Origin of the sequence: Taklimakanibacter albus, assembly GCF_016595235.1 — a bacterium.
GTDB classification, from domain to species: Bacteria; Pseudomonadota; Alphaproteobacteria; order Rhizobiales; family Aestuariivirgaceae; genus Taklimakanibacter; species Taklimakanibacter albus.
Genome location: NZ_JAENHL010000007.1, coordinates 874,027 through 888,987, shown reverse-complemented (window position 1 = coordinate 888,987; position 14,961 = coordinate 874,027). Strand labels below are relative to the sequence as shown.

Sequence of the window (14,961 nt, the reverse complement as noted above, 5' to 3'; positions counted from 1 at the left end):
TTCCCGACCCTGTTGCATGAAGAACACGACCGCATCGCAATGCGCGGCCGATAGCGGCCTGGTCGATTGACCGGCACGCTTTGGCGCGCTTATGTCCGCGTCACCACGCTGCTTTTGAAGCTTACCCTGGTCCCAGCCCAGGGAAGGTGACCGGAGAGTGGGCGATGCATGCTCAAGCCTCTCTCGACAGCAGGTACGTGTCTGCTCTCCGGTTTTCTCTCAAATCCGAATTTGGACGGAAACGCCCGGCCGGTCAGTTGCCGTCGGTGACGTCTTCGATGAACTGGCCGAGGGTCTGACGCTTCTTCTGCATCACGACCGGCTCGTTCATGAGCATGCTGCCCTTGGCGGAACGGTTGACCTCGAGCATGTCGCCCTTGCCGCTCGTTACCGTCTGCAGCGACGGCATGACGGCGGGCGTCGCGGCATTGGCCTGCGCCATCATCAAGGTCGAGGACGACGAGAGCTGCGGTGCTGCCATCTCGGCGATGGTTTCGCTGTCATCCGGCACGACTTCTTGCGGCATGCCATCGCGGCGGACGGCCTGGTCGGGGCTGAAGGTCAGCTGCTTGGGCCACCAGAAGAGGTCGTCATTGCCGGCGGAAGCGGCGAGCGGGCGGATCAACGGGACATCTTCCGCCGTGCCGTCACGCAAAGAGTCGGCGAAGCTACCCTTGGCGGAGACATTGGCGGTCTGGGTGACGTCGGGCTCCTCGACCATCGACTCGGCACCGGCCACGGGGCCCAGATTGTCGTTATAGATGCGCGACTTGAAGTTGGTCTCGACGCCCTTCGGCGGGGCGGAGGCCGGCTCGATCTGCATGTTGGCGGCGGCCATCATCAGGACTTCGATGGGCTTCGGCCGCGGCAGCGGCACCGGATAGGCCTCGACCACCTCGACCGGGCGCTGAACCACCGGCTTGGCGCGCGGTGTCGGGGCGGCGGGTGCTTTGGCTTCCGTCTCCACCACGGCAGCAGTGGTGGTGGTGGCATCGGCAGCGCCGCCATCCTCGTCGTCATCGCCGCTATAGCTGTTGGCGATGGAAGCCAGCTTCGCCTTCATGGCGCCGTGATCAGGCTGCGACTCGGAGGTCGCGACCATGATCTGGTCCTGGGCGTTGCGGCGGGCGCCGACGGTCTTGCGGTAGTCGCGGAAAATCTTGGCCAGCTGGCTCGGCGACACGCGCGGCCACATGCGGACCTTGCCCGAATCGACGTGAACGAAGCCGTACTGGCCGGAGGTCGGATAATAGCCGACGCCGCCCACTTGGCGGACGAGGGCGCTGTTGCGGACCTTTTGGGTCGGAACGTCGGGGAAATAGATGTCGATGGCCTTGCCGACCATGTGCTGGCTCTTCTTCGCCACGTTACGGCCGATGCGCTTCAGGAAGGCATTGGTCTTCGGCGAGCGGAAGCCGGAAACGATATGGACGGGCCTCGTGGAGCCCAGATCGGCGTGCAGCTCCCAGACCAGGTCGATGGTCTTGGGATCGATGCGGATGACTTCATTCCGGCGCCAGTCGCGCAGGATATAATTGAGCTTTTCCATGGCCGAAGGAATGTAGCGCCCATTCACTTTGTAGGTGACGGTCAGGCTTTCCTTGGTGTGGGTCTGGTAGAGGGAGAGGGTGCGGGTCTCGCCACCGGCGGTCGCCTCGCCATTGCTGAATCCGAACCACAGTCCGGCGGCAAGGGTGCCGGCCAAAAATGTCGAGAAAGCGATCCGTTTCGCGCGCGAGGTCAATGATCCACGGTGTCCGTTTTCAGCGGCCAGGAAACCCATACTCACTTTTAGACCGGCTGAACCCCGGTTCCCCTAGTTAGTGTCCCGAAAACAATGGTCACCCGTCCCAGAAACGGATTACACCAGTTCCATGCTTGCGACAAGAATACGGCTACTCTTAGGCAATCCGTCTGTCGATAGGTAACCTAAATCACTATCATTAACAGGGGCTTAAGCAATAAAGGCAGGATGACTCTGGGGCAATCCGCAAGGTCACCTTACCGCCACAGCCGTGGCGGAGAAAGCGGTCTCCATGCGCTGATCGCGGCCATAGACGTCGTCATAATAGACGATTCTGCCGCTCTGGTCGGGCCAGGCGGTGAAATAGGTCAGATGAACCTTGAACTCATCGCGCACCTTGGCGCTCTGGCTGACGCCGCTGTCGATGCGCTTGGCGACTTCGTCGGCATCGAGCTTGAGCAGTGTTTCGGCGAAGATACGCGGATTTTCCACGCGCACGCAGCCATGGCTGAAGGCACGGGCGGAACGCTCGAACAGCGAGCGCGCCGGCGTATCATGGAAGTAGATGCTGTGTGAGTTGGGGAACAGGAATTTCACCTCGCCCAGCGCATTGTCGTCGCTCGGCGGCTGCTGGATCGAATAGGGCACGCCCTTGTTGTAGGCCGACCAGTTGACCGAGCTCGAGCGCACGATCTGGCCGTTCCTGGTGACCACCCGATAGCCCAGCCGGTCCAGATAGGACGGATCACGCCGCAGAATCGGCAGCATCTCGTTCTTGATGATCGAAGGCGGCACGCCCCAGGACGGATTGAACACCACCGTTTCCATGCGGTCATGGAAGGCCACCGTCTGGGTGTTGGGTTTGCCGATGATGACCTTGGTGCGCCACACCTCGCGGCCATTGTCGACGACCTCGAGCTGATAAGCGGCCTGGTTCACGAAGATATATTTGCTGCCGAGCGATTTCGGCAGCCAGCGCAGGCGCTCCATGTTGTAGCCGAGCTTGGCGACCATGCGCGCTTCGCTGCGCCCGTTGAGGGCGTTGACCGTCGCCTGATCGAGGGCGCCGGTGACTTTGATCTGGGCTTCGGTCTGAAACACCTTGAGCGCCGCCGAGACGTCGGCGTCGAGAACCTCTTTGGCGTCCGCCGCGCTGCCGCCGGTGGCGGCGGGAACGATGTCCGGCTCGGTGCCGGCGACTTTCAGATAGCCGAGGCGCTCGAGATGGTGGCGTGCCAGAACGATACGCGGGTCCTTTTCGCCGGGCTTCACCCGGCGCCCGAGCGGAATGGTCTCGCTCTCCGCCGCATGAAGCTGGGCCCGCTTCTGGGCGAGCTCGGTCTTGAACAGGGCATAGGCCGGATGTTTGGGCTGCAGGCCTTTCAGATATTCAACCGGGAACGGGCTCCAGGCCAGGACCTTGACGGCAGTGGCCGGCGCCACGGGATCCGGCGTGATGTCGTTGTATTTCGTCAGGCGGTTGGGAATGATCCGGCCACCCGAGGCATGGCGGGCATATTTCAGCGCCATCGCGGTGAGGCCGAGATCGAGCCTCGCCAGATGGACCATGTCGCCTTTGAACGAGGCAGGGCTGTCGCTGAAGGCGCCGAGCGCCGGGGGCAGATAGTCGGAGGGCTCCATCGCCTCATCGGCGCTCATCGCCAGGAGGTTCAGGACGTCCTGGCCGCGCTGGTCGAGGCCATCGGCCGTCGTCCACAGCGGCTTGAATCCATTGGTCCGGTAGAGCTCGATGATTGCCGACTTTTCGTCGCGGGTGACGCGCGCGGTGGCCTCTCGGCTCTGCAATTCACGGTAAACGGCCTGGGCCAGAGGCTCGGTCGGCTCAGTTTCGGTAAAGCTGTCGGCGCGCAGAGCCTCAAGCTTTTCGGGCTGGTAGACCAGCGGCGGCTCAGGCTTGTCGGCCTCGATCAGGGGCGCATTCTGGATGCGCGGGCCGGGTTCGCGGTTGCGGCGCAGCTCGTTGCGGCGATCCTCGCGCTTGCGCTTGAAATAGTCGAAAATGGAGCCCGACTTCTGGACCCGGCTGGGCGAATGAGTGTCGCGTTCAGCAAAGGCCTCCGGTGCCGCAAAACACCAAGCCAAAACAAGCGCAGAGGTGCCCGCCAATCCCCGCCGCAGCCGCATTATCGGTATACTCCCAAGAGTTGCTGCCTTAGCTAACCGGGGCTTCATGGCATTTCAACGGTCAGAGCTTCCCTTGGTTGCATTAAACCAGGACTGTCACGTTTTTGCCGCAACCCCGGACCATCAGGCGGTCGAACGGCCGTTTTCGTCGTCGTCGAGGCCGAGGTCACGCATCTTGCGGTAGAGTGTCGACCGCCCGATGCCCAATTTCCGTGCAACTTCCGACATTTGGCCGCGATAGCGGTGGAGCGCCAGGCGAATCATGTCGGCCTCGATCTCCTCCAGCTTGCGGATATGGCCGCCATCGGTAACCGCCGGGATACCGATCGCCATGCCATCCGAAATGACCGAGCCGGTCGAGCGTGACGGGCCGGCCCCGACGGGCGCCGGCGCCGGGATTGCCGGCAGCTCGGGGATCTTCACCTCATAACCTTCGACCAGCGAGGCGATCTGGGGGAAATCCTGGATTTCGAGAGTGTCGCCTTCGCACAGGACGATGGCGCGGAACACGGTGTTCTCGAGCTGGCGGACATTGCCCGGCCAGCTATAGAGCTGCAGCATCGCCAGCGCCTTGGGCTCGATGCCGTGAACCTTGCGGCCTTCCTCGGCGGCGAAGCGGGTGATGAAGTGGTTGACGAGGGCGGGGATGTCGTCCTTGCGGTCCTTGAGCGGCGGCACCATGACCGGGAAGACGTTCAGACGGTAATAGAGATCCTCGCGGAACTCGCCGGCCTTGACCATCTCGATCATGTTGCGGTTGGTGGCCGAGATCAGCCTTATGTTGACCTTCGTGGGCTTGCGCGATCCGACCGGATCGATCTCGCCTTCCTGAATGGCGCGCAGGAGCTTCACCTGCATGTCGAGCGGCAGCTCAGCCACTTCGTCGAGGAACAGCGTGCCGCCATCGGCTTCCTGGAACTTGCCGATATGCTTGGCGGTGGCTCCGGTGAAGGAGCCCTTCTCATGGCCGAACAGGATGCTTTCGACCAGGTTTTCCGGTATGGCGCCACAATTGACGGCGACGAAGTTGCGGCCGCGCCGCTCGCTCTCGCCATGAATGGCGCGGGCGATGATCTCCTTGCCCACACCCGACTGGCCTTCGATCAGGATCGGGATGTTGGACTGGGCGCCGCGCCGGCCGAGCCGGATGACGCCCGCCATCCCGGCGGATGAGGCGATGAGGTCGTCGAAGGTCAAGGCGCCGCCGACCTTCTTGTTGAGGCGTTTGACCTCCTCGGTCAGCGCGTTGACCTTGAGCAGATTCTGCACCGAAACGCGCAGGCGTTCGGGCGAAATCGGCTTGACCACGAAATCATCGGCGCCGGCACGCATCGCCTTGATCACCGTCTCGATCGAGCCTTGCGCTGTCTGCACGATCACCGGAATGTGGCCGCGCACGCTGTTCATGCGCTCGAGGAACTCGAGACCGTCCATGCCCGGCATCATGAGGTCTAAGATGACGAGCTCGATCTGGCCGCCGGTCGTGCCGGCCAATATGTCGAGCCCCTTGGCGCCGCTGTCGGCGCTCACCGCTTCGAAGCCGAAGCGTTTCATCATCTCTTCCAGAATGCGCCGCTGGGCCGGATCGTCTTCAACTATAAGAACGCGCGCTGTCATGCTTGACCGACACCACTCAGATAAAATGGCCATTCGGGGCAAAAGCCGTCTTGGGATGCGCACCGCCCAGCAGCATCCCGGCCTTCCCCCGTCTCAGGGTCGACTGTGGCAAAGAAGGGTAAAGGGCACATTAAGGACATGGCGAGAATGGGGACAGTTGCGCGCGCTGTCCAGTGTCCTCGGAAAGTGGCCTTGCGTCAGGCGAGGCACGCGGCCTTATTGCCGAGGTCACATGCATGGGCCATATGAACAGCAAAACAATCGAACGGATGGATCATGGACACTGCCGCCACCGCCAAGAAACTGGGCCCGTTGCCCGAATGGAATCTCGCCGATCTCTACGCGTCACCCGAAGATCCCGCTTTCGCTGCCGACATGCGGCGCGGCGAGGAGGACGCGAAGGCCTTCGCCGAGACCTACAAAGGCAAGCTCTCAGGGCTCGCCGGCGGCGATCTCGCCAAGGCCATCAAAGCCTACGAGGCCTTGAGCGATCTTCTCGGCCGCGCCGGCTCCTATGCGCAGCTCTATTATGTCGGCGACACGACCGATCCGGCGCGCGCGAAATTCTATGGTGATGCGAGCGCCAAGCTGACCAATATCTCGACCGTGCTGCTGTTCTTCGAGCTCGAGCTCAACAAGATCGCCGATGACGATCTGGCGGAGAAGCTCAAAGTTCCGGCGCTGGCGCATTACCGGCCGTGGATCGACAATCTGCGCATGGAGAAGCCCTATCAGCTCGACGACAAGATCGAGGAGCTCTTCCTCGAGAAGTCGCAGACGGGTTATTCGGCCTGGAACCGGCTCTTCGATGAAAGCCTCGCCGAGATGCGTTTCACCGTCGATGGCGAGGAGCTGTCGCTCGAGCCGACACTGACGCTGATGATGCATCCCGACGAGACGAAGCGCAAAGCGGGCGCCGAAGCGCTGGCGCAGACCTTCAAGAAGAATCTCCGGCTGTTCACCCACATCACCAACACGCTCGCCAAGGACAAGGAAATTTCCGACCGCTGGCGCGGCTTCAAGGATATCGCCGACGCGCGGCATCTGTCGAACCGGGTCGAGCCGGAAGTCGTCGCCGCTCTCGTCGAGGCGGTGCGCACCGCCTATCCGCGCCTGTCGCATCGCTACTACCAGATGAAGGCCAAATGGCTCGGCAAGGCGAAGCTCGATCACTGGGACCGCAACGCGCCCTTGCCGCATGAGGACACGCGCGAGGTCGCCTGGGAGGACGCCAAGGCGACCGTGCTCGACGCCTATAAGGGCTTCGCGCCGGAAATGGCGGAGATCGCCGGTCGCTTCTTCGATAAGAGGTGGATCGACGCGCCGGTCAGACCCGGCAAGACGTCAGGCGCCTTCGCGCATCCGACGGTGCCTTCGGCGCATCCTTACGTGCTTCTCAATTACATGGGCAAGACGCGTGACGTGATGACGCTCGCCCATGAGCTGGGCCATGGCGTGCATCAGGTGCTCGCCGCCGATCAGGGCGCGCTCATGGCGCAGACGCCGCTGACGCTCGCCGAGACGGCATCCGTCTTCGGCGAGATGCTGACCTTCCAGGCGCTGCTCAAGCAGGCGACCGACCCCAAGAAGCGCAAGGCCATGCTCGCCGGCAAGGTCGAGGACATGCTCAATACGGTCGTGCGCCAGATCGCCTTCTATACATTCGAGCGCAAGATCCACACGGCGCGCAAGGAAGGCGAGCTCACCGCCGACCAGATCAATGCGCTGTGGCTCGAGGTGCAAGGCGAGAGCTTAGGCTCCGGTATCGCCTTCTCGGAAGGCTATGAGACCTTCTGGGTCTATGTCTCGCACTTCATCCATTCGCCCTTCTATGTCTATGCCTATGCCTTCGGCGACTGCCTGGTGAACTCGCTCTATGCGCGCTACCAGGAAAGCGCGGAGGGCTTCCAGGACAAGTATTTCACCATGCTCAAAGCCGGCGGCACCCAGCATCACACGGAATTGCTGAAGCCCTTCGGCCTCGATGCGAGCGATCCGGCCTTCTGGCAGAAGGGGCTCAAGGTCATCGAGGGCTTCATCGACGAGCTCGAGGCGATGGAAGCTGCGTGAGGCATTAGGTGGCAGACGACGAGAACAGCCTGACTGGTCGACTGCTCCGCTACGCCAATGTCGGAACGGGGGTGGGCGGCGCCGTGGCGCGCATCGCCGCCGGTCGGCTCTTCGGTGGCGAGCGGGGCTCTTCGGCCGAGGGCCAGCTTCTCGCCGAAGCGCTCGGTAATCTCAAAGGCCCGCTGATGAAGGTGGCGCAATTGCTCGCCACCATTCCTGATGCACTGCCTGAGGCTTACGCCGCCGAGCTGGCGCAGCTCCAGTCGCAGGCGCCGGCGATGGGCTGGGCCTTCGTCAAGCGGCGCATGGCGGCGGAGCTCGGTCCGGACTGGCGGAAGTCCTTTGCCGAATTCTCGCATGAGGCGGCGCATGCGGCCTCCCTCGGCCAGGTGCACCGCGCCTCGTCGCATGACGGCCGGCTGCTCGCCTGCAAGCTGCAATATCCCGACATGGACTCGGCCGTAGAGGCCGATCTCAAGCAGCTGAACATCATCTTCGCCCTGCATCGGCGGATGTCGCCGGTGATCGACACCAGCGAGATCGGCGAGGAGATCGCGGCACGCCTGCGCGAGGAGCTCGACTATGTGCGCGAGGCGAAGCACATCCGCCTCTACACGGAAATCCTCAAAGGTCATCCCACCATCCATGTGCCCGAAGTCGAGCCGCAATTGTCGACGCGCCGGCTCATCACCATGAACTGGCTGGAGGGGCGAAAGCTGCTCGAGTTCAGGGAGCATGATCTCGACACGCGCAATCTGCTTGCCCGGCATCTTTTCGAGGCGTGGTGGATGCCGTTCTGCGGCCACGGCGTGATCCATGGCGATCCGCATCTCGGCAATTACTCCGCCTCCCTCGACGAGACGGGCCGGCCCAAGGGCTTGAATCTTCTCGATTATGGCTGCATCCGCATCTTCCCGCCGCGCTTCGTCCAAGGGGTCGTCGATCTTTATCATGGCCTTCGCACCGATGACCGGGCCCGCATCGTCCATGCTTATGAGACCTGGGGTTTCCAGAATCTCAGCAACGAGCTGATCGACATTCTCAATATCTGGGCGCGCTTCATCTACGGCCCTTTGATGGAGGACCGGGTGCGCGCCATCGCCGACGGCGTGTCGCCCGCCGAATATGGCCGCCGCCAGGCGTTCACCGTGCATCGGGCGCTGAAGGAGAAGGGGCCGGTCAAGGTGCCGCGCGAATTCGTATTCATGGACCGCGCCGCGATCGGCCTCGGCGGAGTGTTTATCCATTTGAAGGCCGAGCTCAATTTCTACCGGCTGTTCAACGAGGCGCTGGAAGGCTTCAGCGTCGAAAACGTCGCGGCCCGGCAGGCGGCGGCGCTCGCGTCGGCTGGACTTACATCCAGTTCCCCATGAGGATGAAGGCGGCCCAGTAATAAGGATGAGCGGTGGGGACCTCGCTGACGGTTTCCTCCGTGTCTTCGAGCGCGGTCATTGCACGGCTGGCCTGGGCGACTTGCGGTTCCGGCTTGGCGCCTTGGATCAGATCGAGCTGGGCCTGTCTCAGGGCCCGGGCCTTATCGAGGTTCTGGTTGATAAGACCTTCATAGAAGTCCGCCATGAGCTTTGCCGTCGACTCGTCGGCAATCTGCCAGAGCGTCGACATCACGGCTGAGGCGCCCTTGTTTTGCGCGAGCACGCCGAAGCTTTCGATTTCCTCCCCCTCGGCGCCGCCGCCGAGAGCCGTCTCGCAGGCCGAAAGCGTGATCAGATCGATGCCCCGGAAATTATACTGCTTCTGTGAGCGCAACTGATCCAGGGAAAGACCGTCGCCATTGCCGAGGAGCAGATAGGAGTTGGCTTCGTTGCCGGGCCGAAAGCGGAAATGACTCGCAATATGGAGGATCTGAGGTTTGCTCGAGAGCGCCTTGGCGAGGCTTTTTTGGGTGAAATCGTCGTCTAGTCTGGGCTTGCCCGCGATGATCTTGAAAACTGTTTCCAGCTCGCGCGCCGTGCCCGGCAAGGCCGCGAAGCCGGGGAATGGTCGCGTGACGCCGAAGCCCGCACCTTTGATCCGATCACGGCGCATGGGCGTGAAACTTGTCGGGCTGGCCGGATTGTAGAGTGCCGGTGCGAAATCCTCGACAAGATAGCGCCGGCCGTCATAAAGCGCGGCGAAGGGCACGTAACGCAGGAAGCCGGACAGATCGAGGAGAAGAACCGGCGCGTCGGTGCTCTTCAGATCGACTGCGGCATCGAGATCGGAACGCACCGGCCTGATGATGTCATCATAGAGGGCCGCCAGTTGGGCAAGGGCGTCCTCGTCGTGATCCCGCACGGCGGCGAGCGCTGCCGACACCTTGTTGGCAAGCTCCGTGCGGCCCACGGGCAGCATGCGATAGATCATCTGGCGTCCGGCGGCTCTGATGAAGACATGCAAATTGTTATCCTGGCTCATGATCTGCAGGAGGACCGTATTGGGGCTCATGGAGCGCAGATCCGACTCAATCTTGTCCGCATAGCGTTGCCCAAACTGGACTGCCGTCTTCTTCGCCGTTTCGGTGCGGTCGATGAGGTTGCGGGCGGATGCAACAAAGACCTGCATGGCCTGATCACGCTTGGCGGCGAGCTCCTGCATCTTCAGCTTGTCTTCAAGCAAGGCGGTTCCTGTCTCCTCCCGCGTAGCCTTGAGCGCGCGCATTTCCGAAGCGATCTGGAGGACAGGTTCCATCGATGCCCGCATGTCCGTCCAGAAGCTCTGTTCGACTTCGTCGAGACGAATGCTGCCCGGTTCAATATCCCGGCTTGCCGAAGAGCGGCCGGCGCCGCCGCGCGTGAACTCGTAGAATTCCTGCTGCTTCAGCAAGCCGGCGACGAACTGCGCTTCCGAGAATTGTCCATCGGCGAGAAGCAAGTCCGACAGTAGGCGATAGGAGGGCTGAAAGCTCTGCCCGAGCGCCGCTCTTGTTTCATCCGACAGGTTGCTGTTGCGGGCGCGCACCTCCTGGTGCGTATTGACCGCCTGCTTGGCGAAGAAGATGGCCGTCGTCCTGTTGCCGGTGGCCGAAAGAGTGCGCGCCAGCATGCGATAGGTGTAGCGCTCATTGTCGACATCAGCATCCGTGGCGCTGGTTTGAATGAGCAATGCCTGAAGGCCGTATTCGAGAGCCGCGTCGTAGCGTTTGAGCTTCAAGGACGTATTGCCGATCCGGCTCAGCATGCCGGCCGTCTCGGCATGATCGGGGCCGTAGGTATCGAGGATGATGCTTAAGGCTTGTTGATAGTTCGTCAGGGCGCTCTCGAATTCCCTGAGCTCGTCATCCACATTGCCGAGATTGATGAGCGGATGCATCATATCAATGCGACTGGCGCGGGGGTTGTTCTCGATTATCGTTGCGGCGGCGCGAAATTGCGCGCGAGCGTCGTCGTAGCGGCGAAGGTCCCGATAGGCGAGGCCGAGAATGCCGTGGGTGGCGGCGAGCGTGCTTTGATCGGGTGAGGGTATCTGACCGTAGAGGGTCAGCGCGCCTTGCGCCGCCTCGATCGCTTCCTGATTGCGGCCAACCAGATTCAGGACGCGGCTGCGGTTCCTGAGGACATCGGCGATCCGGACGGCTTGAGCGCCGAGCTGCTGGTAGACAACCTCGGCTTGATCGACAGCCGCAAGCGCCTCGCCGTAGCGTGCGAGGCTGATGAGACTGACCGCCTTGTTCAGATAGAGACTGCCCAGGGGCTCTTGGTCAGTGCCGGGAAGCCGGGAGATCACCCGTATTGCGGTCTCCGTGGCGGCGAGGGACTCTTCCTGGCGTCCGGCGCCGGCGAGGCCGTTGGCCAGGTTCATATAAGCGCCTGCGACCTGCGGATGGCTCTGGCCCAGCCTTTCCTCGAAGATGCGGCGGGCCGCTTCATAGGCGACGACGGTCTCGTCGAAGCGGCCGAGCTTTTCGTAGATGAAGCCGAGCTGAGACTGGATATTGGCTTCGAGGAATTCCTGCCCCTTGCGTTTCTTTGTCAGGCTCAAAGCTGTGACCGCATTGCGCAAGGCCTCGTCGAGATCGCCAGGCCTGCCCCTTTCCCTGAGCGCGAAGCTCAGCAGATAAAGGGCGTCGGCGTCATTCGTGCGGGCAAGAGGAGTGAACCAGCCAACGGCTTTATCGAGATCGCGCTTGACGCCGTTGCCGTCCAGATAGGCCTCGCCAAGCGCGAGCATTGCGCCCCGGTAGCCGGCCTCAGCCTGCCGCGTGAGGAGAGGGATATCGAGCGGTGTAGAATCCTGCGCCACGCACAGTCCCGCCAGTCCCGGAAGTCCCAGGAGAAACATGAGCCAGAGGACAACCAATCGCCGTCGCATGTGCCGTCCGGGGCAGGGGAACGGCGAGGATATTGCCCTTCCTTTGCGGGATTTTGAAGGCGGGTCTGGGACTCATCGCCGCGCCGGGCCTCAGTTCTTGCGGCGGGTAAGGCTCTAGGCTAGGTAAGTCTCCTCAGATTCCAAGGTTTTGAGGGGATTTTCGACATGGCGGAGCAATCAGTCGACCACCATCTGGATATGGATGCGCATCGCAGGACCTATAGCGCCTTTATCCGGGGCTCGGTGGCGCTCGGCATCATCTGCGGCTTCGTGCTCGTCGCGCTCAGCTGCTTCGCCTTCGGCAAGTCCTTGAATGTATTCATCGGTTTCGCCGGCCTGATCATCGGTTGCATCGCGGTTCTCATCGATGCGCGCTCGGGCTCGGAGCGCTGGCTGCTGTCGGCCGGCGCCCTCGTGCTCTTCGGACTGATCACCGCCGTCAACGTCGGCTAGGACCTCCGACATATGAAGATCGCGGTCTCAGCCGAAACATTCCCGGGCGAGAGCCGCGTTGCGGCGACGCCCGACACCATCAAGGCCTTCATTAAGAAGGGTTTCGACGTCGCCGTCGAGGCCGGGGCGGGCAAGGGCGCGTTCATTTCGGATGACGCTTTCGCTGGTGCCGGCGCCAAGATCGGCAATGGCGAGGCGGCGCTCCAGGACGCCGACATTCTGCTCAGCGTCCGCCGTCCCGAGGCGCGGACCACGGGATCGCTCAAGAAGGGCGCCCTGGTGGCGGCCATTCTCGACCCCTATGGCGACCGGCCAGGGCTCGAGACGCTCGCCAAGCAGGGCCTGACCCTGTTCGCCATGGAGCTGATGCCGCGCATCACGCGCGCCCAGTCGATGGACGTGCTGTCGTCGCAGGCCAACCTCGCCGGCTACAAGGCGGTGATCGACGCCGCGGCGCAATTCGGCCGCGCCTTCCCGATGATGATGACGGCGGCGGGCACGGTTCCGCCGGCGAAGGTCTTCATCATGGGCGTCGGCGTCGCCGGTCTTCAGGCCATCGCCACGGCGCGGCGCCTGGGCGCCATCGTGTCGGCGACCGACGTGCGCAAGGCGACCGAAGAGCAGGTGAAGAGCCTCGGCGCCAAATTCGTCTTCGCCGACGTCGCCGATGCGGCGACCGCCGGCGGTTATGCGCGCGAGCTCTCGGCCGAGGACAAGGCCAAGCAGGCGGCCCTCGTCGCCGAGCATATCAAGATCCAGGATATCGTCATCACCACCGCCCTTATTCCAGGCCGGCCGGCGCCGGTGCTGGTGACTCAGGAAATGGTCGAGACGATGAAGCCCGGCTCGGTGATCGTCGATCTCGCGGTCGAGCGTGGCGGCAACTGCCCGCTGTCGAAGCCGGGCGAGATCGTCATGCACAAGGGCGTCACGATCATGGGCAATCTCAATCTCGCCGGCCGGCTGGCCGGCAATGCCTCGCCGCTCTATGCCAGGAATCTGCAGAACTTCCTCGATCCCCTGATCAAGGACGGGGCGCTCAAGATCGACTGGGCGGACGAGATCATCACCGGCACGCTTGTCGCCAAGGACGGCGAGCTGGTGCACAAGATGTTCAAATCCTAAAGGGGCTCCCCGCGATGGAACATGCGATCGATCCCTTCGTCTCGCTTTTCGCGATTTTTGTGCTGGCGGTGTTCGTCGGCTACTATGTGGTGTGGAACGTCACGCCGGCGCTGCACACGCCCTTGATGTCGGTCACCAACGCGATCTCCTCGGTCATCGTGGTCGGAGCACTTCTCGCGGTCGGCGCCGGCGCCATCGCGTCGGGTTCGACGCTGGCGATGATCTTCGGCTTCCTGGCGCTCATCCTCGCCTCGGTCAACATCTTCGGCGGCTTCCTCGTCACCCAGCGCATGCTGGCGATGTACAAGAAGAAGGACCCCGGCGCTTCCAAGACGCCCGCGAAGGGACATTGATGGGCCTTCTGGCGAAATGGTCGCGCCTCTGCCTCATGACGGTGGTCATGGGGCTGTTGCCGCTCGCCGCCGTTTCAGCCAGGGATCTGACTTCCGCCGAGCGCGCCGCCTTGGCGCAGACGGTGGAGCGCTTCAACGGCCTGATGAACACGCAGGACTGGCAGGCGATGGTCGAGACGACGATCCCGCCGCGCATCATGGACAATATGCTGACGCGCAGCGGTGTCACCAAGGAGCAGATGCTCAAATCCATCGCCGCCCTCATGGCCGAGACGATGGCCAAGGTCACCATCGATTCCTATGCGATGGACCTCGCCAAGGGTGATGAGAAAGAGCTCGCGGATGGAACGCCCTATGTGCTCGTGCCGACCGAAACGGTCGTCAAGGTCGAGCAGGGCGACAAGATCGCGGTGCGCTCGCACACGCTGGCGATGATGGATACGGAGAAATGGTACCTGCTGCGGATCAGCGATCCGAAGCAGGTCAACATGCTGGTCGAAGTGTATCCCGAATATAAAGGGATCGAATTTCCCGGCGACAAGACGGAGATCTTGAAGGAATAGCCATGGGCACGTCACTCGCTGCATTTCTGCGCCATCATGGCCGGGCTCGACTGCTCGCGACGGCTGTGGCTGTCCTGTGCCTCGCCGGCACCGCTTCGGCGCGCGACCTCACTGACGCCGAGAGCACCATGCTCAATTCGGCCGTCGAGATGTATGACAAGGCGATGGAAGGCAAGGATGTGCCCATCCTCGTCAAGGCCATCCCGCCGCGCATCATCAAGCAGATGGCCGAGCACGACAAAGCGAGCGAAGACGACATCCGCAAAGCTCTGGGCGACCTCATCGGCCAGACATTGGAAGCACTGCCGGTGCATTCCTTCACGATGGACATGGCCAAGGCCGAGCATGGGCATGTGGCGGACGGAACGCCTTATCTGCTCATTCCGACCGAAACGGTGATGACGACCGGTGGTGAGGGCAAGACCCTCATGCGCACGGCGACGCTCGCCATGCTGGACGGCGACCTCTGGTACATGGTCCGCGGCAGCGATGCGCAACAGGTCGCGGCGCTACGCGAAGCTTATCCCGAATATGAAACGGTGGTGTTCCCGGACGCCACCATGGAGCTGGTCAAGGAATAGTC

The 14,961-nt window shown here is 62.6% G+C and carries 11 protein-coding genes; 7 read left to right on the top strand and 4 right to left on the bottom strand.

What is annotated here, in order from left to right; translation table 11 throughout:
* Positions 1-253: 253 nt before the first annotated feature.
* From JHL16_RS15860 to JHL16_RS15850, 3 genes are all read right to left on the bottom strand, one after another.
* Positions 254-1,744, bottom strand: coding sequence for a peptidoglycan L,D-endopeptidase MepK (locus JHL16_RS15860; RefSeq protein WP_200185866.1), 1,491 nt, complete (start codon positions 1,742-1,744; stop codon positions 254-256).
* Between the two features lie 252 nt (positions 1,745-1,996).
* Entirely contained in the window at positions 1,997-3,889 is a 1,893-nt protein-coding gene (locus JHL16_RS15855) for a L,D-transpeptidase family protein (RefSeq protein ID WP_200185865.1), read from the bottom strand.
* A gap of 123 nt (positions 3,890-4,012) precedes the next feature.
* Positions 4,013-5,506, bottom strand: a complete 1,494-nt coding sequence (locus JHL16_RS15850) for a sigma-54-dependent transcriptional regulator (RefSeq protein WP_200185864.1) — start codon at positions 5,504-5,506, stop codon at positions 4,013-4,015.
* Positions 5,507-5,782: 276 nt separating this feature from the next.
* Between JHL16_RS15850 and JHL16_RS15845 the strand changes: the two genes are divergently transcribed.
* Together JHL16_RS15845 and JHL16_RS15840 are read left to right on the top strand one after the other, a co-directional pair.
* Entirely contained in the window at positions 5,783-7,576 is a 1,794-nt protein-coding gene (locus JHL16_RS15845; RefSeq protein WP_200185863.1) for a M3 family oligoendopeptidase, read from the top strand.
* Between the two features lie 8 nt (positions 7,577-7,584).
* The gene (locus JHL16_RS15840) at positions 7,585-8,949 is read left to right on the top strand and encodes an AarF/UbiB family protein (RefSeq protein WP_200185862.1); all 1,365 of its coding nucleotides are present in this window, start codon (positions 7,585-7,587) and stop codon (positions 8,947-8,949) included.
* Here the strand turns inward: JHL16_RS15840 and JHL16_RS15835 are convergent.
* Positions 8,930-11,884 carry a CHAT domain-containing protein gene (locus tag JHL16_RS15835; protein ID WP_200185861.1) on the bottom strand — a complete coding sequence of 985 codons (2,955 nt, stop codon included), beginning with the start codon at positions 11,882-11,884 and terminating at the stop codon, positions 8,930-8,932. The two genes, JHL16_RS15840 and JHL16_RS15835, sit on opposite strands and share 20 nt — an antisense overlap.
* A gap of 165 nt (positions 11,885-12,049) precedes the next feature.
* Here JHL16_RS15835 and JHL16_RS15830 point away from each other — a divergent pair, with 165 nt between their 5' ends.
* The 5 genes from JHL16_RS15830 to JHL16_RS15810 are packed head-to-tail and all read left to right on the top strand — an operon-like array spanning position 12,050 to position 14,959.
* Entirely contained in the window at positions 12,050-12,337 is a 288-nt protein-coding gene (locus tag JHL16_RS15830; protein ID WP_200185860.1) for a hypothetical protein, read from the top strand.
* 12 nt (positions 12,338-12,349) lie between these two features.
* A complete protein-coding gene (locus tag JHL16_RS15825; RefSeq protein WP_200185859.1) occupies positions 12,350-13,462 on the top strand; it encodes a Re/Si-specific NAD(P)(+) transhydrogenase subunit alpha in 1,113 nt (370 codons plus the stop codon).
* A 14-nt stretch (positions 13,463-13,476) separates the two neighbouring features.
* Entirely contained in the window at positions 13,477-13,815 is a 339-nt protein-coding gene (locus JHL16_RS15820) for a proton-translocating transhydrogenase family protein (RefSeq protein ID WP_200185858.1), read from the top strand.
* Complete coding sequence (locus JHL16_RS15815) at positions 13,815-14,378, top strand: hypothetical protein (RefSeq protein ID WP_200185857.1); 564 nt, start codon at positions 13,815-13,817, stop codon at positions 14,376-14,378. The genes JHL16_RS15820 and JHL16_RS15815 overlap by 1 nt, the downstream gene beginning before the upstream one ends.
* 2 nt (positions 14,379-14,380) lie before the next feature.
* Positions 14,381-14,959 carry a hypothetical protein gene (locus tag JHL16_RS15810; RefSeq protein ID WP_200185856.1) on the top strand — a complete coding sequence of 193 codons (579 nt, stop codon included), beginning with the start codon at positions 14,381-14,383 and terminating at the stop codon, positions 14,957-14,959.
* Positions 14,960-14,961 lie beyond the last annotated feature (2 nt).

Bases quoted from the DNA above. Each gene is read 5' to 3' on its own strand.
- JHL16_RS15855 (WP_200185865.1), bottom strand. From the start codon at position 3,889: ATGCGGCTGCGGCGGGGATTGGCGGGCACCTCTGCGCTTGTTTTGGCT.
- JHL16_RS15850 (WP_200185864.1), bottom strand. From the start codon at position 5,506: ATGACAGCGCGCGTTCTTATAGTTGAAGACGATCCGGCCCAGCGGCGC.
- JHL16_RS15845 (WP_200185863.1), top strand. From the start codon at position 5,783: ATGGACACTGCCGCCACCGCCAAGAAACTGGGCCCGTTGCCCGAATGG.
- JHL16_RS15835 (WP_200185861.1), bottom strand. From the start codon at position 11,884: ATGCGACGGCGATTGGTTGTCCTCTGGCTCATGTTTCTCCTGGGACTT.
- JHL16_RS15830 (WP_200185860.1), top strand. From the start codon at position 12,050: ATGGCGGAGCAATCAGTCGACCACCATCTGGATATGGATGCGCATCGC.
- JHL16_RS15825 (WP_200185859.1), top strand. From the start codon at position 12,350: ATGAAGATCGCGGTCTCAGCCGAAACATTCCCGGGCGAGAGCCGCGTT.
- JHL16_RS15820 (WP_200185858.1), top strand. From the start codon at position 13,477: ATGGAACATGCGATCGATCCCTTCGTCTCGCTTTTCGCGATTTTTGTG.
- JHL16_RS15815 (WP_200185857.1), top strand. From the start codon at position 13,815: ATGGGCCTTCTGGCGAAATGGTCGCGCCTCTGCCTCATGACGGTGGTC.
- JHL16_RS15810 (WP_200185856.1), top strand. From the start codon at position 14,381: ATGGGCACGTCACTCGCTGCATTTCTGCGCCATCATGGCCGGGCTCGA.